Here is a 14,315-nt window from a genome sequence, read left to right as displayed (position 1 = left end):
ATGGCAACCGTCACCGCCGTCCGACGCGGCTTGAACCTCCGGGCCGTCCGACACGGCCTGAACCCCCGGGGGGCGGGGTTCTGGACCTACGCCGCGCTCGTCGCCGTGCTGCTCGGCTCGCTGTTCCCCATCTACTGGTCGCTGGTCGTGGCCTCCCATGACAACGACGCCATCGCCAGCGTCCCGCCGGTCCTCACCCCCGGCGGCCACCTGTTCGAGAACATCACCCGGGTCTTCGACACCACCGCGTTCGGCCAGGCGATGTTCAACTCCTTCCTCGTGTCCGGCTCGGTCACCGTCTCGGTCGTGCTGTTCTCCACGCTGGCCGGCTTCGCCTTCGCCAAGCTGCGCTTCCGCGGGCGCAACGTGCTGCTCGTCATGGCCATCGCCACCACCACCGTGCCGCAGCAGCTCGGCATCATCCCGCTGTACATCCTCATGGCGGAACTCGGCTGGACCGGCAAACTCGAGGCGGTGATCGTGCCCGGCCTGGTCACCGCGTTCGGCGTGTTCCTCATGACCCAGTACCTCTCCAGCGCCATCCCCGACGAGTTGCTGGAGGCCGGTCGCATCGACGGGTGCAGCACGCTGCGGCTTTTCTGGCACGTCGTGCTGCCCGCCGCCCGGCCGGCCGCCGCCGTGCTCGGCTTGTTCACCTTCATGCAGGCCTGGAACGACTTCTTCTGGCCGCTGGTCGTCCTCACGCCGGAGAACCCGACCGTCCAGGTCGCGCTCTCCAGCCTGGCCAGCGGCTACACCACCGACTACGCGCTAGTGCTCACCGGCACCGTGCTCGCGATCGTGCCGATCGTGGCGGTCTTCGCCGCGCTGGGCCGTCAGATCATTGGGGGAATCATGTCAGGAGCGATCAAGGGATGACCCAGGAACGTACCGCCTTTCCCGCCGGGTTCGTGTGGGGGACGGCCACCGCCGCCTACCAGATCGAGGGTGCCGTGGACGCCGACGGGCGCGGGCCCTCGATCTGGGACACGTTCTGCCGCGTCCCCGGCGCGGTGGCCAGGGGCGAGAGCGGCGAGCACGCCTGCGACCACTACCACCGCTGGCAGGAGGACGTGGAGCTGATGGACCGGCTCGGCACCGGTGCCTACCGCTTCTCGCTGGCCTGGCCCAGGATCGTGCCCGACGGCGACGGCCGGGTGAACCGGCGCGGCCTCGACTTCTACCGGCGGCTCGCGGGCACCCTGCGCGAGCGCGGCATCGAGCCGTACGTCACCCTCTACCACTGGGACCTGCCCCAGGCGCTGGAGGACCGCGGCGGCTGGCGCGACCGCGACACCGCCGAGCGCTTCGCCGACTACGCCGAGGTCGCGCACGAGGCGCTGGGCGACACGGTGTCGCGTTGGATCACGCTGAACGAGCCGTACTGCTCGTCCATCGTCGGCTACGCCGAAGGCCGCCACGCACCCGGCGCACGCGAGGGTCACGGCGCGCTCGCCGCCGCCCACCACCTGCTGCTGGGCCACGGCCTCGCGGCGGCCAGGCTGCGGGCACGAGCGAGGCCGGGGCAGCAGGTCGGCATCACGCTCAACATGTCGCCCACGGTGCCCGCGACCGGCTCGGCGGCCGACGCCGACGCGGCGCGCAAGATGGACCTGCTGGTCAACCGGCAGTTCACCGACCCGCTGCTGCTCGGCGCCTACGCGTCCGACATGCCGGAGACCTTCGGCACCATCAGCGACTTCTCCTTCCGCCGCGAAGGCGACCTGGAGATCATCGGCGCTCCGCTGGACTTCCTGGGCGTCAACTACTACTACCGCATCCACGCTGCCGCGACGCCGTACGAGCAGGCGGACCCCGCGCTGCGCTCCGCCTTCGACCTTGGGGTGCGCAGCGTCACCCCGGACGGCGCGGCGACCAGCGGACTGGGCTGGCCGATGGAGCCACAGGGGCTCCACCAGACTCTCCTCGGCCTGACCCGGCGCTACCCCGCGCTGCCGCCGATCTTCATCACCGAGAACGGCTACGGCGACGACGGGACTCTCGACGACACCGGTCGCGTCGACTTCCTGCGCGACCACCTGGCCGCCATCCGCGCCGCGATGACCGACGGTGTGGACGTGCGCGGCTACTTCTGCTGGTCGCTGCTGGACAACTTCGAGTGGGCCCGCGGGTACGCCGCCCGGTTCGGGCTCGTTCACGTCGACTACGAGACCCAGGCCCGTACCGAGAAGGCGAGCTTCCACTGGCTGCGCGAGTTCATCGGGAAACAGGGGTGAGGATCCCGGCAATGGCCCGGCGATCGCCCTGGCCCGCCTCCTCACGACTCTCGCAAGCCATCCTCACAGGAACGACATTGCAAGGGTGTACAGCGCCCTGAATGATGGGGACCACCTCAGATGAAGGCGGCATGGTGGACTTCACGGTCAGATACGAACCCACTCCCGACGAAGTGGCGCGAGCGCTCCAACAGGGCTTCAAACGACAACTCAAAGTCACCTATCTGGTGCTGCCGTCGGTTCTGATCGTGTCGGGCCTCGTCTGCATCCTGGTTGATGCCGTCGGCCTGGGGGTCGGCATGCTCGTCGGAGCGGTCGTGTTCCCGCTCGTGCTGACCCGGTCGATCGGCCGGACCGCCAAGCGACAGCTCACACACCTCTGCGTGCCGACCACCCTCCGGATGACCAGCGACGGGTACGAGTGTCGAACCGACCGATTCACCACCACGATGCAGTGGTCCCTGTTCGGACGAGTTGAGACCACCCCCGAGTTCTGGTTGTTCTTCGTGAACAAGCAGTGCACGGGCTTCCTCCCCAGACGCGCCTTCGACAGCGAGCAACAGGCCGAACTCGACGGCTTCTTCGCCGCGCGTCAGAACGCAGGGGTCGCCTGAAAAACTGGCCTGTCTTCCCCTTGCCTCCTGACGATTACGACACCCCAAATCAGACCTTTTCCGTATCAGGACCATCCCACCCATGATCAAAGGCCTCTGACCCGCCTCCGGATGGTGCTGAACGGCCCTGATCAGGGGCTCAAAAATGGCGATCGTCGTACTGCGTCCGTGCTTCGGCTGCTCTGCCCGGGCGGTGAGTTCGCGATCGCTGAACCATCCACCCTGCGCTGCACGCTGCTGCACACCAGCGCCCGGTTGGTCCGCGGCCGGCGACGACGCACCATCGAAATCCCCCAGACCTGGCCATGGGCCCATGACCTGCAACGCGCGATCTCACTCCTTCTCGCGCTCCCCGCCCCGATCTGACCACGCCCACAACGTTCCTGGCACCAAGGAGAACTCTCGTCCGGCCCGTGGAACCGGCACCACCGGTGTGATCGTCGGCAACCGAACCGGCCCAGCCCCCAGACGCAACCCGAACCGGCGAGCGAAGAGCGCGAAACACCGATCGTCTGGGCGGGAAGCTAATCCGGGTGAACGGGTGAAAGCGGGTGATGACCCACCTTGCTACCCGAGCTTCGAGGAATCGCGCATGAGTGAACAGGGCCGGAGATGACGACGGGATGGAGCGTGGAGGTCGAGCGGATCTGTGACGCGACCATCATCGAGCGGTCCCGTCATGAGCCCGACCGGTTTGCCGACCTGTATGACAGGCACGCGGAGGAGATACATCGATACGTCACGCGCCGGCTAGGGCGGGAAACGGCAGACGACATCACGGCCGAGACCTTCCTCGCGGCGTTCCGCCGCCGGGACCGGTACGACCTGACCTGCGACGACGCCCGCCCCTGGCTGTATGGCATGGCCACCAACCTGATCGGCAAGCACCGGCGCGCGGAGGTGCGGTTCTTTCGTGCCATCGCGCGCACCGGAGTCGACCCCGCTATCGAGTCGATCGCCGAGGAGGTGACCGAGCGGGTCGGCGCGCAGAGCGTCCGGCGGCAACTGGCTGACGCCCTGGCCCGCCTCAACGCGGGGCAGCGCGACGTGCTGCTGCTGGTCGCGGCGGGCGGCCTCGATCAGGAGCAGGTGGCCGCGGCACTCGGCATTGCCGTCGGGACCGTGCATTCCCGGCTGCATCGCGCTCGAAAGAAGATGCGTGAAGCGCTGGGCGGAGTGAACCCCACTGATCCTGCACAGAAGGAAGGCAACCGATGAACGAACTGACCGAACTCGAACGGATGTGTGCCGAAGTGGCGCCCGCCTCACCACATGCACTGGCCTTGGGCCGCAACCGGCTACTCACCGCCACACGCACGAGCACGACCAGGACGCCTCACCGGTGGCCGCGGCTCGCGGTTACCGGCGCGCTCGCCCTTACCATGGCCGTCGGGCTGATCGCTGTGAACGTAACGGGGGAGACGCCGAGTCAGCCGTCCGCCGTCGCAGCCGCCGCCGTACTCGATCGAGCAGCCGAGGCGGCAGAGGCCAAGCCCGATCCCACCCCACGCGACGACCAATTCGTCTATGTCAAGAAGGCGCAGTGGTCCGGGGCGCCCGGCAGCACCCCTCACGCCTATACCGACGAACGGTGGGAATCTGTCGACGGCAGCCGCGCGGGGCTGAGGATCGAACACGGCAAGCGCGCGGTGATTCCCCCGCCCAAGCCGGGCGAGTATCACATCCTGCCGATCCGCTACACCGAGCTACGGGCGCTCCCGACCGACCCCGACGAACTACTCGCCCACATGCGGAAGCTTTACACACGGAACCTTCTCGCCAAGGACTCCGATGAGGGGGTCGCCAGATACCTCGCCGGATTGCTGGCCAACCCCGTACTCCCCTCAGACCTGCGGCCCGCGGCTTACCGGGCGCTGGCAAAAGTGCCTGGGACACGAGTGCTTCAGGACGTCATGGACGTGACGGATCGCCGAGGGCTGGGCATCGCGTGGGAACCCGGGTCGGAGTTCGGCGGCTCGGAGATGATCCTCATCCTCGACCCTCACACCTTCGCCTACCTCGGTACCCGCCACACTTACGTAGAGGACGTCGGCCGCGACGGCGTCGCCGAGGGAGACAAGATCGTCGATTGGGCCGCGCAGCTGGCGGTCGGCGTGACGGATACCGCAGGCGCGCAGCCATAGGGAATTTACCTGGTCAAGCAGGGTGCGACCTGGGTATACCCGAAGCCGCCAGTAGTTGATCTTAGGCCTTCGGTTCTCCGGTGAACCAGCACCGAACATGACGCGTTCGTTCGATCCCTCCCCTGTTAAGACATTGACCCGTCTCGGAGCGGGAATCGGTGAGCTCGAAGAGACGACCTTCGAAGAACTGCGGGAAAGAACGACGGGGTACGTCGGCTCGGACGACAGGATGCGCATCGGTCATGGGGGAGCGCCGGGGACTATCACGGAAAACTCTGTACGCTTTCACACCACTACTTCCATCACTCAAGCCCCATATCTTTTCAAGTACCACAAAAAGATATATCTCCTGCTCAAGGCGTACATCTGGCCCTATTTACTGGATGAGAACAAACAAAATAGCGCCTTTTCGTCTTGACGAAGACGTCCGATGACGTGAGCATGGAAGCTGCTGTTCATTTTCTCATGTATGGAAACAACCGATTCGGTCAACAATTATTCGCGGGTGCGGTTTCTCGCCCGTGACACGAGCAGGGCGATGAGTGCCGACTCCAGTTCCAGGAACCAGCGACCCGAAGATCATGTCAACGAGCTGAACGGAACCGTGCTGGGGTCGGCGGTCCAGGCCCGGGACGTCCACGGCGGGATCCACCTGCATCAGGCATCCACCCCCCTGCCGCGGCCGACCCAGCTGCCGGCCGGCGGCATCCTGGTTGATCGTGCCGAGACGCTCGCCCTGCTGGACGCCGTGTGTTCCGTCCGGGGAGGGACGGGGGTACCCAAGGTCGCTGTCGTCAGCGGCCCGGCAGGCATCGGCAAGACCGCGGTGGCGTTGCACTGGTCGCATCGGGAGCACGGCGCCTTCCCGGACGGTCAGCTCTTCGCCGACCTGCGTGGGCACTCCGTGGACGCCCCCGTGCAACCGGCGGAGGTGCTGGGGCGGTTCATCCGCGCCTTCGGGGTCGCGCCCGGCCGGATCCCCGGTGACCTGGCGGAGCGTTCGGCGCTCTACCAGTCGCTGGTGAGCGGGCGCCGTCTGGTCGTCGTGCTGGACGACGCCCTGTCGGCGGCCCAGGTGAGCCCGCTGCTGCCGGCATCCGCGGACAGCATCGCGATCGTCACCAGCCGGTGGCGGCTGGCGGGGCTGCTGATGCGCGGGGCGAGAGGGATCCAGCTGGGCCGGCTCAGTCCGGCCGCGGCGCTGACGCTGCTGGAACAGACCGTCGGCGACGACCGGGTGCACGGTGAGCCGGAGGCGGCCGGCGAGCTGGTGGAACTGTGCGCGCGACTACCGCTCGCCCTGTGCGTGGCCGCCGCCCGGCTGTCCACCAGGCCACACTGGCCGCTGTCGGAAATGGTGGAGGCCCTCAGCCACGAGCGGCGGCGCCTCAACGAGCTGTCGGTGGAGGACGACATGACGATCCGGGCCGCTCTCACGCTCTCCTACAGGGGACTCTCCCCGCGGGAGGCGGCACGTGTCTACCGGCTGCTCGGGCTCTTCCCCGGCACCACCTTCGACAGCCGGGCGGTAGCCGCAACGGCGGGGCTCCCACTTGTCCAGGCCCGTCACCTGCTGGAGGTCCTGACGGACGCCAACCTGCTCGACGACGTGCCCGGCGGGCACTATCGCTTCCACGACCTGACCCGGCTGCACGCCCGGGAGCTGGCCGAGCAACTGGATTCCGAGGCGACCCGTGAGGAGACCGCGCGAAGGGCGCTCGACTGGTTCCTGTACACCGCCTGGAGCGCGAGCCGGGTAGTGCTGCCGTACCGTCGGGTCTCCCTGGAGGCGGTGATCCACGAGCCCGCCGAGCCGGTCGTCTTCACCGGCCCGGTGCAGGCGCTCGACTGGCTGGAGGACGAGTTCGCCAACCTCAGGGCCGCCGTCCGTGCCGCGTTCGAGCGAGGCCTGTTCGACGTGGCCTGGCAGCTGGTCGACGGCATCTGGCCCCTGTTCCAGTACCGCGGTCATCACGCGGAACGGCTGGAGGTCGACAGGCTGGGCCTGGCGGCGGCGCGCGCCTGCTCGGACTCCGTGGGCGAGGCCAAGATGCTGAACCGGACCGGTCTGGCGTTGCGCACCCTCGGTCGGCTGGACGAGGCCGCCAACGACTTCCGGGGGGCGTTGGAGATCTGGCGTCGCGAGGGAAACCGGCAGCGGGTGGCCGGCAGCCTGCGCCGGTTGGGCCTGGTGGAGAAGGATCGGGGGCGGGTCGACGAGGCCATCGCGCTCTTCAGGGAGGCGCTCGACGGCTATCGCGCGGTGGGCGGGTCACGCAAGGTGGCTCTGACATTGTGCGACCTCGGCGACGCGATGACCGGGAGGGATCGCCAAGCGGAGGCCGTCGAATGCCTGACGGAGGCGCGACGGCTCCTCACGCCGGAACCCGACCCCTACAACCAGGCACGCGTGCTCATCCTGCTCGGCCGCGCGCGGGCCGGAGGACCCACGGCGGCGGCCGATCTCCTGGAACGGGCGCTGGAGGAGATGCGGCGGATCGGCTCGGACAACGGCGAGGCCCAGGCCCTGGAAGCACTCGGAGACCTCGCTCTGGAGAACGGCCACCGGGACGACGCTCGTGAACGTTACGAGGACGCGCGGCGGATCCTCGTCCGGCGGGGGGGCCGGAGCGGAAGGCTGGACGATCAGCTGTCCCGTCTGGGCGGAAACTGACGGCCGGGTGATGCCCGACGGTCGAGACCGCCCCGGCGGGATGCCGGGGCGGTCTCGACGATCTCGACGATCTCGGCGGTCGTGGCGGTCTCGGCGGTCAGGCCGTCCCGACGTCCCGACGGACGGTCGGCGGGCGGGGGTCCCAGCGTCCGGTCACGACGTGCGGCGAACGCGCCGCTGCCAGCCTCGACAGTTCCTCGCAGGTCAGTGACGCCGTCACCGGAGTGCGGGACCCGACCTTCCAGCCGGCGTGTACCACCGCCGCCCGCAGGGCCCGTACCGGATCGCCGGTGTTCAGCCAGACGTGCAGGAAGGTGGCGAACAGCGCGTCACCGGCTCCGGTGGTGTTCACGACCTCCCGTGGCGTCACGGCCTCCGCCCTGACGAGCAACCCGTCTCTCATCCCGAGCACCGCCCCCCGCTCGCCGAGCCCGACGCCCACCACCTGGCAGCGTGGGTAGCGCCGGAACATCTTCGCCATCCACTGCTCGGGCGGACAGGGAAGGCGCTCGTGGCTGCAGAAGACGATCCGCGCGGCCTCCAGCCACGGACGGTTGTACTCGTCGCCGAGATCGTGGATGAGGTGGACGTCCACGGCGATGGGAACGCCGAGCCGAGCCGCGGGCCGCACCAGGTCCCGGACGAACTTCGCGTTCGTCAGGACCAGAAGGTCCGCGCCACGGGCCTGCGCCTCGAAGAGGTCCGGCGAATACGCAACCCGGTCGACGGGCGCCAGATGCGGGAAACCCATGCGACGGCCGTCGGGCGTGACGAGTGTCACGCCCGACGACGATTCGGCGCTCTCGACGATCCCGGGTCCGAGCAGGCCCGCACGGCCGAGTTCGGTCGTTATACCCGCGCCGATGAGATCGCGGCCGACCACGGTGCACAGACGCACGTTGTCGCCGAGCGTCTTCAGGGTCCGCGCGATGTGGCCCGCGGCCCCTGACACGCCGGCGCATGACCAGCGTGGCGACGACGTGGCGGCGTACCGGACCGGGAACTCCCTCACCCCCACGGACATGTAGAAGCTGACGGCACCGGCCACGAGGATCCCGCGGGTCATGCGGACATCCCTCCGGTGTCGTACGTCCGGAGGTGGGTGGGTCTGACCTGTGTCCTGCCCGCCACTTCGAGCGTTCCGATCCGGACCGCCGAGGAGTCGGCGTACCGGCCCACGATCACCGAGGCGGTGGCCAGACTCTCGAACGGCATTCCGGCGGTCCGCCAGCCGTACAGGAACGACCCGTAGACGGCGGGCCAGGGGTCGGAGCCGCCGGGAAGACCTCCCACCTCGGTGATCGCGGCGAGCCATCCGTCGCGCAGCCCGGCCAGGAGGCCGCCTCCGGCCTCGTGTCCGCCGACCGCGACCTCGCAACCGGGATACCGGTCAAGGAGGCCGGAGATATCGCTCTGTGGAACGTTCCAGTAAATCCTCGGGCCCACGAGGACGTCGGCGACCTCGCACCAGGTCCGGTCCATGGGGTCGTCGAGGGTGGCGACGATGTGCGTGCCGTCGAAGACGCGCCTGCCGGGCGGCAGGCCGCGGTGGTGTCCCGCCGGAGACAGGATCATGAGGTGCGGGGCACGGAGCGGGCCCTCGCGGGGGATCACCAGGATCGCCGGGTCACTCCGCCGCGATGCGGTGGTTCCGCGCGTGGTGGGGATCCGCGGCGGGACGGCGATCCGGGACGGAGCCGCGGGTCCGGGTGGAGCGGGAGCCGCGGGTCCAGGTGGAGCGGGAGCCGCGGGTCCAGGTGGAGCGGGGGCCGCGGGTGGGGGCGGGATCCGGCGCAACCTGAGCGCGTGTTCCACCCGGAAGAGGTGAACTGAGACGAGTGTGCCGAACACGTCGATTCTCCGATCTGGGTGGTCTACCTGACGAGAAAGGGCGCCGGAGCCGGTGCGGTCACCGGGATGGTCGCGGGTTGCCTCAGGTCCAGCAACCGGTAGATGAGCCGGCGCATGTTCCGGTCGAAACGGCCTGGCGCGGAGGTGATGCCTTCCGCGACGGCCCGATAGTGGCCGGGCTCCACCTCCGCGGCGATCCTGACCAGCTGCTCTCGCAGCGAGCCGCGAGGAGAGAGCCGGGGTGCGACGGTGGCGAGCCCGCCGAAGGCGGACGCCGGGTCGACGTCGTCCCGGGGGAAGCCGGCCAGTACGACCGGTGCCCCGGTGACCGTCCCGTACAGGGTCGCCGATCCGTGGTCTCCGATGATCCAGTCGGCCGACGCGAGGACCGCGTGCCAGTTCGCCTCCGGTGGCACCAGGCTCAGGCCGCGCCGCAGGGAATCGGCGAACCAGGCTCTCACCTGCCAGATGCCGTGCCCGAACCAGATGTTGGGGTGCAGAAGCAGCACGACGCGGTATTCCTGCCGGGGCAGCTCGGTGACCAGGCGGTGCAGCAGCCGGGGCCATCGGCCGAAGAGCGACGCCGGTCCCCAGGTCGAGCTGACCACGACGAGCTTCTGATCCGGCTCGACGGCCAGCGCGCGGCGGTACAGATCTCGGTGCGGCAGGCCGGCGGCCAGCCTGTCGTACGACGGGTCGCCGACGACGGTGGCCACAGAGAGCGCCTCCGGGCAGGTCCGGCCCAGCCGTCCCAGCTCGGAGGAGTGGGAGAGCGCCACCGCCGAGGGCAGTACGGCGCCGTCGTACAACAGGCGCTGGGGGTCGAGCCCGTATGCCACCCGATCCCCCACGGCACGCACACCGTCTCGTACGGCCACGAGCTTATTGAAACCGGCACCGTGCGGAATGACGATCAGTGGCGCGTGGATCTCGTGGAGCGCGCCCAGGCTGGCGGCGACGGCGAGATCGAACCGCTGGTTCCTGGACTGCTCCCAGGGCAGCACCACCGCCCCCAGGCCACCGACGAACTCCGCGACCCCGTTGCTGAAGACGTCCGGGGCGATGGTGAACACGACCTGGATTCTCAGGTCGGATTCCACGAGACGTACGGTGTCCATCAGGCGCTGTCCCGATGTGACGGTGTGGACGACCACCAGCACCACTTTGCAGTTCCTGCGCGTCACCCATCGGCGAGAGTCGAGCCCGATAGGAACCCTGCTCCATTCGTGATCGGACATTTGCCTGTCATCACCCCTGACCTGTTCCGGCGGACGGGCGAGGTTCATCGCCCTCTGTAGAGCGTCGCCGCCGAAACTTGCGGAAACCCTTGCGGCGATCCTGTTGCCAGCCAAGGGGATTGAGGATAAATAGGTCATAGGGCTGGTCGAATCACTTACTGCTCAGTTGACTCTTGCCAGTTAAATGCGCCAGACGGGAAGACCACTCCCCCCGGGAAGGGGAATAGAATGGAATTCCGCATTCTCGGTCCGGTCGAGTTTTGGTCTCGAGGTCAACGCCGTGACCTGGGGTGGGCCAAGGAACGTCATGTTTTGGCCGTCCTTCTGATGACGCCGGGCAAGCCGGTTTCCACCGAGTCGCTCATCCGCAAGGTGTGGGACGAAAATCCACCGGCCAATGCCCGCAGTAGCCTGTACAGTCACGTCGCCCGGCTGAAGAGCCACCTCCACGGCGCCGGAGAGGACGTGCGGCTGAGAGGTGGTTCGGGGACGTATTCCCTTGAAACAGATCCGGAGAACATCGACTACCATCACTTCCGCGCGCTGTGCTCGCAAGCCCGTTCGATAACCGAAAACGGCGACGTCGACGACGCTTTCCGGTTGTATGGCGAAGCGGGCCGATTGTGGCGGGGAGAGCCGCTGTCCGGACTCTCCGGTTCCTGGGTCGTCCATACCCGCCGAAAGCTCGAAGGCGATCTTCTGGCCGGCACCGTCGAACGCGTCGAACTCGAACTCCTTCACGGCTCGAACACCGACCTCGTGCCGGAACTGTACGACCTGGTCAACCGATTTCGATTCGACGAGAAACTGGTCGAGCTGCTCATGCTGGCGCTCTATCGCGCCGGCCGGCAGGCGGAGGCCCTCGGCGCCTACCGTCAGGCGCACAGGCGTCTCGTCGGAGAGCTCGGCGCCGAACCGGGACCGGGGTTACGGGCACTGCACCAGCGCATCCTCCAGGGCGATCCAGCGCTGCTGCCCCAGTCCTGGCGCGGCACCTCGGGAAACACGCCGCTGACCAGTCTTCCTCGCGACGTCCACACCTTCGTCGGCAGGACGCCCGAGATCAACCGGCTGATCGACGAGTGGATACGGGAGGACGCGGTCGCCGTTCTCGCGATCGACGGCATGGCGGGGGTCGGGAAGACTGCGCTGGCCGTGCACCTGGCCCACCGGCTCGCCGATGACTACCCCGACGGCGTGCTCTATCTCGACCTGCTGGGCTACGACGCCGAGCACGCGTCGATGGACCCGGCGACCGCCCTCGAACGTCTCCTGCGCCTCCTCGGCATTCCGATCCCTGACAGCCTGGACGAGCGGGTGGCGAGGTGGCGCACCGCGCTCGCCCGCCGCAAGGTGCTCCTGGTCCTCGACAACGCCATTGGGCATGATCAGGTCGGCCCCCTCCTGCCGGGGGCACCCGGCTGCCTTGTCGTGGTCACCAGCCGTCGGCGGCTGGCGGGGCTGGACGACATTCACTCGCTCTCCCTGGAGGTGTTGCCGCCGCAGGAGGGGGCCGCCCTCTTCGGCCGCGTCGTGGGTTCGCGGCGCGCGCTCCATCCGGACGATGTCGTGCGGGTCGTGCGGCTCTGCGGCCATCTCCCCCTGGCGATTCAGCTGGCCGGTAGCCGGCTCCGGCACCGGCCCGCTTGGAGCGTGGCCGACCTCGCCGAGCTGCTCGGCAGGAACGACCGGCGGCTGACCGAGATCCGGGCGGGGAACCGCGGGATCATCGCGGCGTTCGAGCTTTCCTTCAACGGCCTGGACGAATGGCAGCAGCGGGCGTTCTGGCGGCTCGGACTGCATCCCGGGGCGGACATCACCGCGGACTGCGCGGCGGCGCTGCTGGAATCGGACCGGGCCGAGGCGGAGAGGCTGCTCGACGATCTCCTCGACCACCACCTGATCTCGGAGCCCCGCCGAGGTCGGTACAGATTCCACGACCTCATCGGCGAGTACGCCCGCCTGCTGTCGAACCGGGAGCCGGAGAGCGCGCGAGCCGAGGTGCTCCGCCGGGTCCTCGACCACTACCTTCTCATGGCCGACACCGCCGACCGGCTGCTCTACCCGCACCGCACCCGCGGCCCGGCCGAGCTGTTCCACCCGCCGGGCCCCAGACCCGGCATCGCCACCGAGGAGCAGGCCCTCTCCTGGATGAACGCCGAAGTGGACAACCTGCTCCTCGTCACGCGCTACGCCGCCGATCACGGGTGGACAAGGCACGCGGCACTGCTTCCACGCGTCCTCGGCCGATATCTCGACGTGTGGGTCCGCTGGGCGGAGGCGGCCGAGCTCCACACGCGCGCCGTGGAGGCGTGGCGCGAGCTGGGGAATCACTCGGGGACCGCGTACGCGCTGGCCGACCTCAGCGTGGTGCGGCGGCAGACCGGCCGACATGAGGAGGCGCTCCGGCTGGCGGACGAGGCGCTGACGATCCAGCGTGCCCTCGACGACGAGCGGGCCATCGCCGACCTGCTCGACAACAGCGGCCTGGTGTACTGGCAACGTTCCGAGTTCGACGTCGCCCTGGACTGCTTCGAGCAGGCGCTGCGACTGCGCAGGGCGCTGGCCGACCGTCACGGTCAGGCCGCCAGCCTCACCCATGTCGGGATCATCCACTCGCATCGGGGGGACTACCCGAAGGCCACCGAGCACCTGCTGGGGGCGCTCGGGTTGTACCGGCAGGACGGCGACCGGCGCGGGCAGCAGGTCGCGTTGAACAACATCGGCGAGATCGAGTTCAAGCTGGGCAACCACACCACCGCGCTGGGTCACTACGAGGAGGCCGAGTCCGTCTACCCCGACATGGGCCCGCAGAACAAGGCCATCTGGCTCAACAACGTCGCCAACGTCTACCAGCTCCTGAACCGACACGCCGACGCCCTTGAGTGCTACAGACAGGCACTGCGGATTCACGGTGACATCGGCGACCGGCGGCACGAGGTGGACGCCCTCAACAACATCGGCAATTGCTACGCGCGCATGGGCAGGGACGAGGATGCGCTCGTCCATCACCAGAAGGCATTACGCATCTCGACCGAGATATCGGAACGCAGCGAGGAGAGCCAGGCTCTTCTCAGTATCGGCGGCATCCATCATCGCGCGAATCACCACGACGCCGCCCTGGCCCATTATGAGAAGGCCCTTGCCGTGGCGCACGCCATCGGGGACGTCCATCAGGAGGCCCGCACGCTCGACGAGATGGGCACCGCGCTTGCCGACGCCGGCCAGGAGGCGCGGGCAGAGGAGTGCTGGCGGCGGGCACTTAATCTCTACGAGTCTCTCGGCGTGATGGAGGCGGAGCTCGTCCGGGCGAGACTCGCCAGGTAGAACCGACGGGGACTCGCCAGGCGTCAGGGTGATCCGTACTGCTGTATGATCATTTACAGCCCCCAGGAGTGGCCAAGATGGACATATAGCTCTTCTCGCTAATTTGCCGCCTTTGCTCTCAAACCTTCCATAAGACGTCATAAACCATGTGGAATGAGTGGCAGTTCAGGGTAGTCTAAAGCCAGATTTCGGCCTGGTCTAAATTTGAGACCGAAGGCTTTTTCACCTTC

Annotated in this window: 12 protein-coding genes; 9 read left to right on the top strand and 3 right to left on the bottom strand. The window is 68.2% G+C overall.

The window, feature by feature from the left end:
• From OG587_RS07910 to OG587_RS07875, 8 genes are all read left to right on the top strand, one after another.
• Nucleotides 1–879, top strand: coding sequence for a carbohydrate ABC transporter permease (locus OG587_RS07910; protein ID WP_329088266.1), 879 nt, complete (start codon nucleotides 1–3; stop codon nucleotides 877–879).
• Nucleotides 876–2,237 carry a GH1 family beta-glucosidase gene (locus OG587_RS07905; protein WP_329088264.1) on the top strand — a complete coding sequence of 454 codons (1,362 nt, stop codon included), beginning with the start codon at nucleotides 876–878 and terminating at the stop codon, nucleotides 2,235–2,237. The genes OG587_RS07910 and OG587_RS07905 overlap by 4 nt, the downstream gene beginning before the upstream one ends.
• 101 nt (nucleotides 2,238–2,338) lie before the next feature.
• Nucleotides 2,339–2,851 (top strand): YcxB family protein, encoded by a 513-nt coding sequence (locus tag OG587_RS07900; RefSeq protein WP_329088262.1) that lies wholly within the window; start codon nucleotides 2,339–2,341, stop codon nucleotides 2,849–2,851.
• A 111-nt stretch (nucleotides 2,852–2,962) separates the two neighbouring features.
• Nucleotides 2,963–3,217 (top strand): hypothetical protein, encoded by a 255-nt coding sequence (locus tag OG587_RS07895; protein ID WP_329088260.1) that lies wholly within the window; start codon nucleotides 2,963–2,965, stop codon nucleotides 3,215–3,217.
• A 264-nt stretch (nucleotides 3,218–3,481) separates the two neighbouring features.
• Nucleotides 3,482–4,069: an RNA polymerase sigma factor gene (locus OG587_RS07890; protein WP_329088258.1), complete on the top strand. Its 588-nt coding sequence runs from the start codon at nucleotides 3,482–3,484 to the stop codon at nucleotides 4,067–4,069.
• Nucleotides 4,066–4,995, top strand: coding sequence for a CU044_5270 family protein (locus tag OG587_RS07885; protein WP_329088256.1), 930 nt, complete (start codon nucleotides 4,066–4,068; stop codon nucleotides 4,993–4,995). Before OG587_RS07890 ends, OG587_RS07885 begins: the two co-directional genes overlap by 4 nt.
• A 97-nt stretch (nucleotides 4,996–5,092) precedes the next feature.
• Nucleotides 5,093–5,413, top strand: a complete 321-nt coding sequence (locus OG587_RS07880) for a hypothetical protein (RefSeq protein WP_329088255.1) — start codon at nucleotides 5,093–5,095, stop codon at nucleotides 5,411–5,413.
• A gap of 51 nt (nucleotides 5,414–5,464) precedes the next feature.
• The gene (locus OG587_RS07875; RefSeq protein ID WP_329088253.1) at nucleotides 5,465–7,669 is read left to right on the top strand and encodes an ATP-binding protein; all 2,205 of its coding nucleotides are present in this window, start codon (nucleotides 5,465–5,467) and stop codon (nucleotides 7,667–7,669) included.
• A gap of 97 nt (nucleotides 7,670–7,766) precedes the next feature.
• Here OG587_RS07875 and OG587_RS07870 read toward each other — a convergent pair whose 3' ends face one another.
• From OG587_RS07870 to OG587_RS07860, 3 genes are all read right to left on the bottom strand, one after another.
• The gene (locus OG587_RS07870; protein WP_329088251.1) at nucleotides 7,767–8,735 is read right to left on the bottom strand and encodes a carbohydrate kinase family protein; all 969 of its coding nucleotides are present in this window, start codon (nucleotides 8,733–8,735) and stop codon (nucleotides 7,767–7,769) included.
• Nucleotides 8,732–9,244, bottom strand: coding sequence for a hypothetical protein (locus OG587_RS07865; RefSeq protein ID WP_329088249.1), 513 nt, complete (start codon nucleotides 9,242–9,244; stop codon nucleotides 8,732–8,734). Before OG587_RS07865 ends, OG587_RS07870 begins: the two co-directional genes overlap by 4 nt.
• 299 nt (nucleotides 9,245–9,543) lie before the next feature.
• On the bottom strand, nucleotides 9,544–10,758 hold the full coding sequence (locus OG587_RS07860) for a hypothetical protein (RefSeq protein ID WP_329088247.1): 1,215 nt from the start codon (nucleotides 10,756–10,758) through the stop codon (nucleotides 9,544–9,546).
• Nucleotides 10,759–10,986: 228 nt separating this feature from the next.
• Here OG587_RS07860 and OG587_RS07855 point away from each other — a divergent pair, with 228 nt between their 5' ends.
• Nucleotides 10,987–14,085 carry an AfsR/SARP family transcriptional regulator gene (locus OG587_RS07855; RefSeq protein WP_329088245.1) on the top strand — a complete coding sequence of 1,033 codons (3,099 nt, stop codon included), beginning with the start codon at nucleotides 10,987–10,989 and terminating at the stop codon, nucleotides 14,083–14,085.
• Nucleotides 14,086–14,315 lie beyond the last annotated feature (230 nt).

Source organism: Streptosporangium sp. NBC_01469, assembly GCF_036227305.1.
In the GTDB taxonomy this organism is placed as follows: domain Bacteria; phylum Actinomycetota; class Actinomycetes; order Streptosporangiales; family Streptosporangiaceae; genus Streptosporangium.
The sequence above is the reverse complement of the archived record's forward strand: the minus strand, read 5'-3'. Positions and strand labels throughout refer to the sequence as shown.

Coding starts and splice junctions, on each gene's coding strand:
- OG587_RS07910 (WP_329088266.1), top strand. CDS start 1: ATGGCAACCGTCACCGCCGTCCGACGCGGCTTGAACCTCCGGGCCGTC.
- OG587_RS07905 (WP_329088264.1), top strand. CDS start 876: ATGACCCAGGAACGTACCGCCTTTCCCGCCGGGTTCGTGTGGGGGACG.
- OG587_RS07900 (WP_329088262.1), top strand. CDS start 2,339: ATGATGGGGACCACCTCAGATGAAGGCGGCATGGTGGACTTCACGGTC.
- OG587_RS07895 (WP_329088260.1), top strand. CDS start 2,963: ATGGTGCTGAACGGCCCTGATCAGGGGCTCAAAAATGGCGATCGTCGT.
- OG587_RS07885 (WP_329088256.1), top strand. CDS start 4,066: ATGAACGAACTGACCGAACTCGAACGGATGTGTGCCGAAGTGGCGCCC.
- OG587_RS07880 (WP_329088255.1), top strand. CDS start 5,093: ATGACGCGTTCGTTCGATCCCTCCCCTGTTAAGACATTGACCCGTCTC.
- OG587_RS07875 (WP_329088253.1), top strand. CDS start 5,465: ATGGAAACAACCGATTCGGTCAACAATTATTCGCGGGTGCGGTTTCTC.
- OG587_RS07870 (WP_329088251.1), bottom strand. CDS start 8,735: ATGACCCGCGGGATCCTCGTGGCCGGTGCCGTCAGCTTCTACATGTCC.
- OG587_RS07865 (WP_329088249.1), bottom strand. CDS start 9,244: ATGATCCTGTCTCCGGCGGGACACCACCGCGGCCTGCCGCCCGGCAGG.
- OG587_RS07860 (WP_329088247.1), bottom strand. CDS start 10,758: ATGTCCGATCACGAATGGAGCAGGGTTCCTATCGGGCTCGACTCTCGC.
- OG587_RS07855 (WP_329088245.1), top strand. CDS start 10,987: ATGGAATTCCGCATTCTCGGTCCGGTCGAGTTTTGGTCTCGAGGTCAA.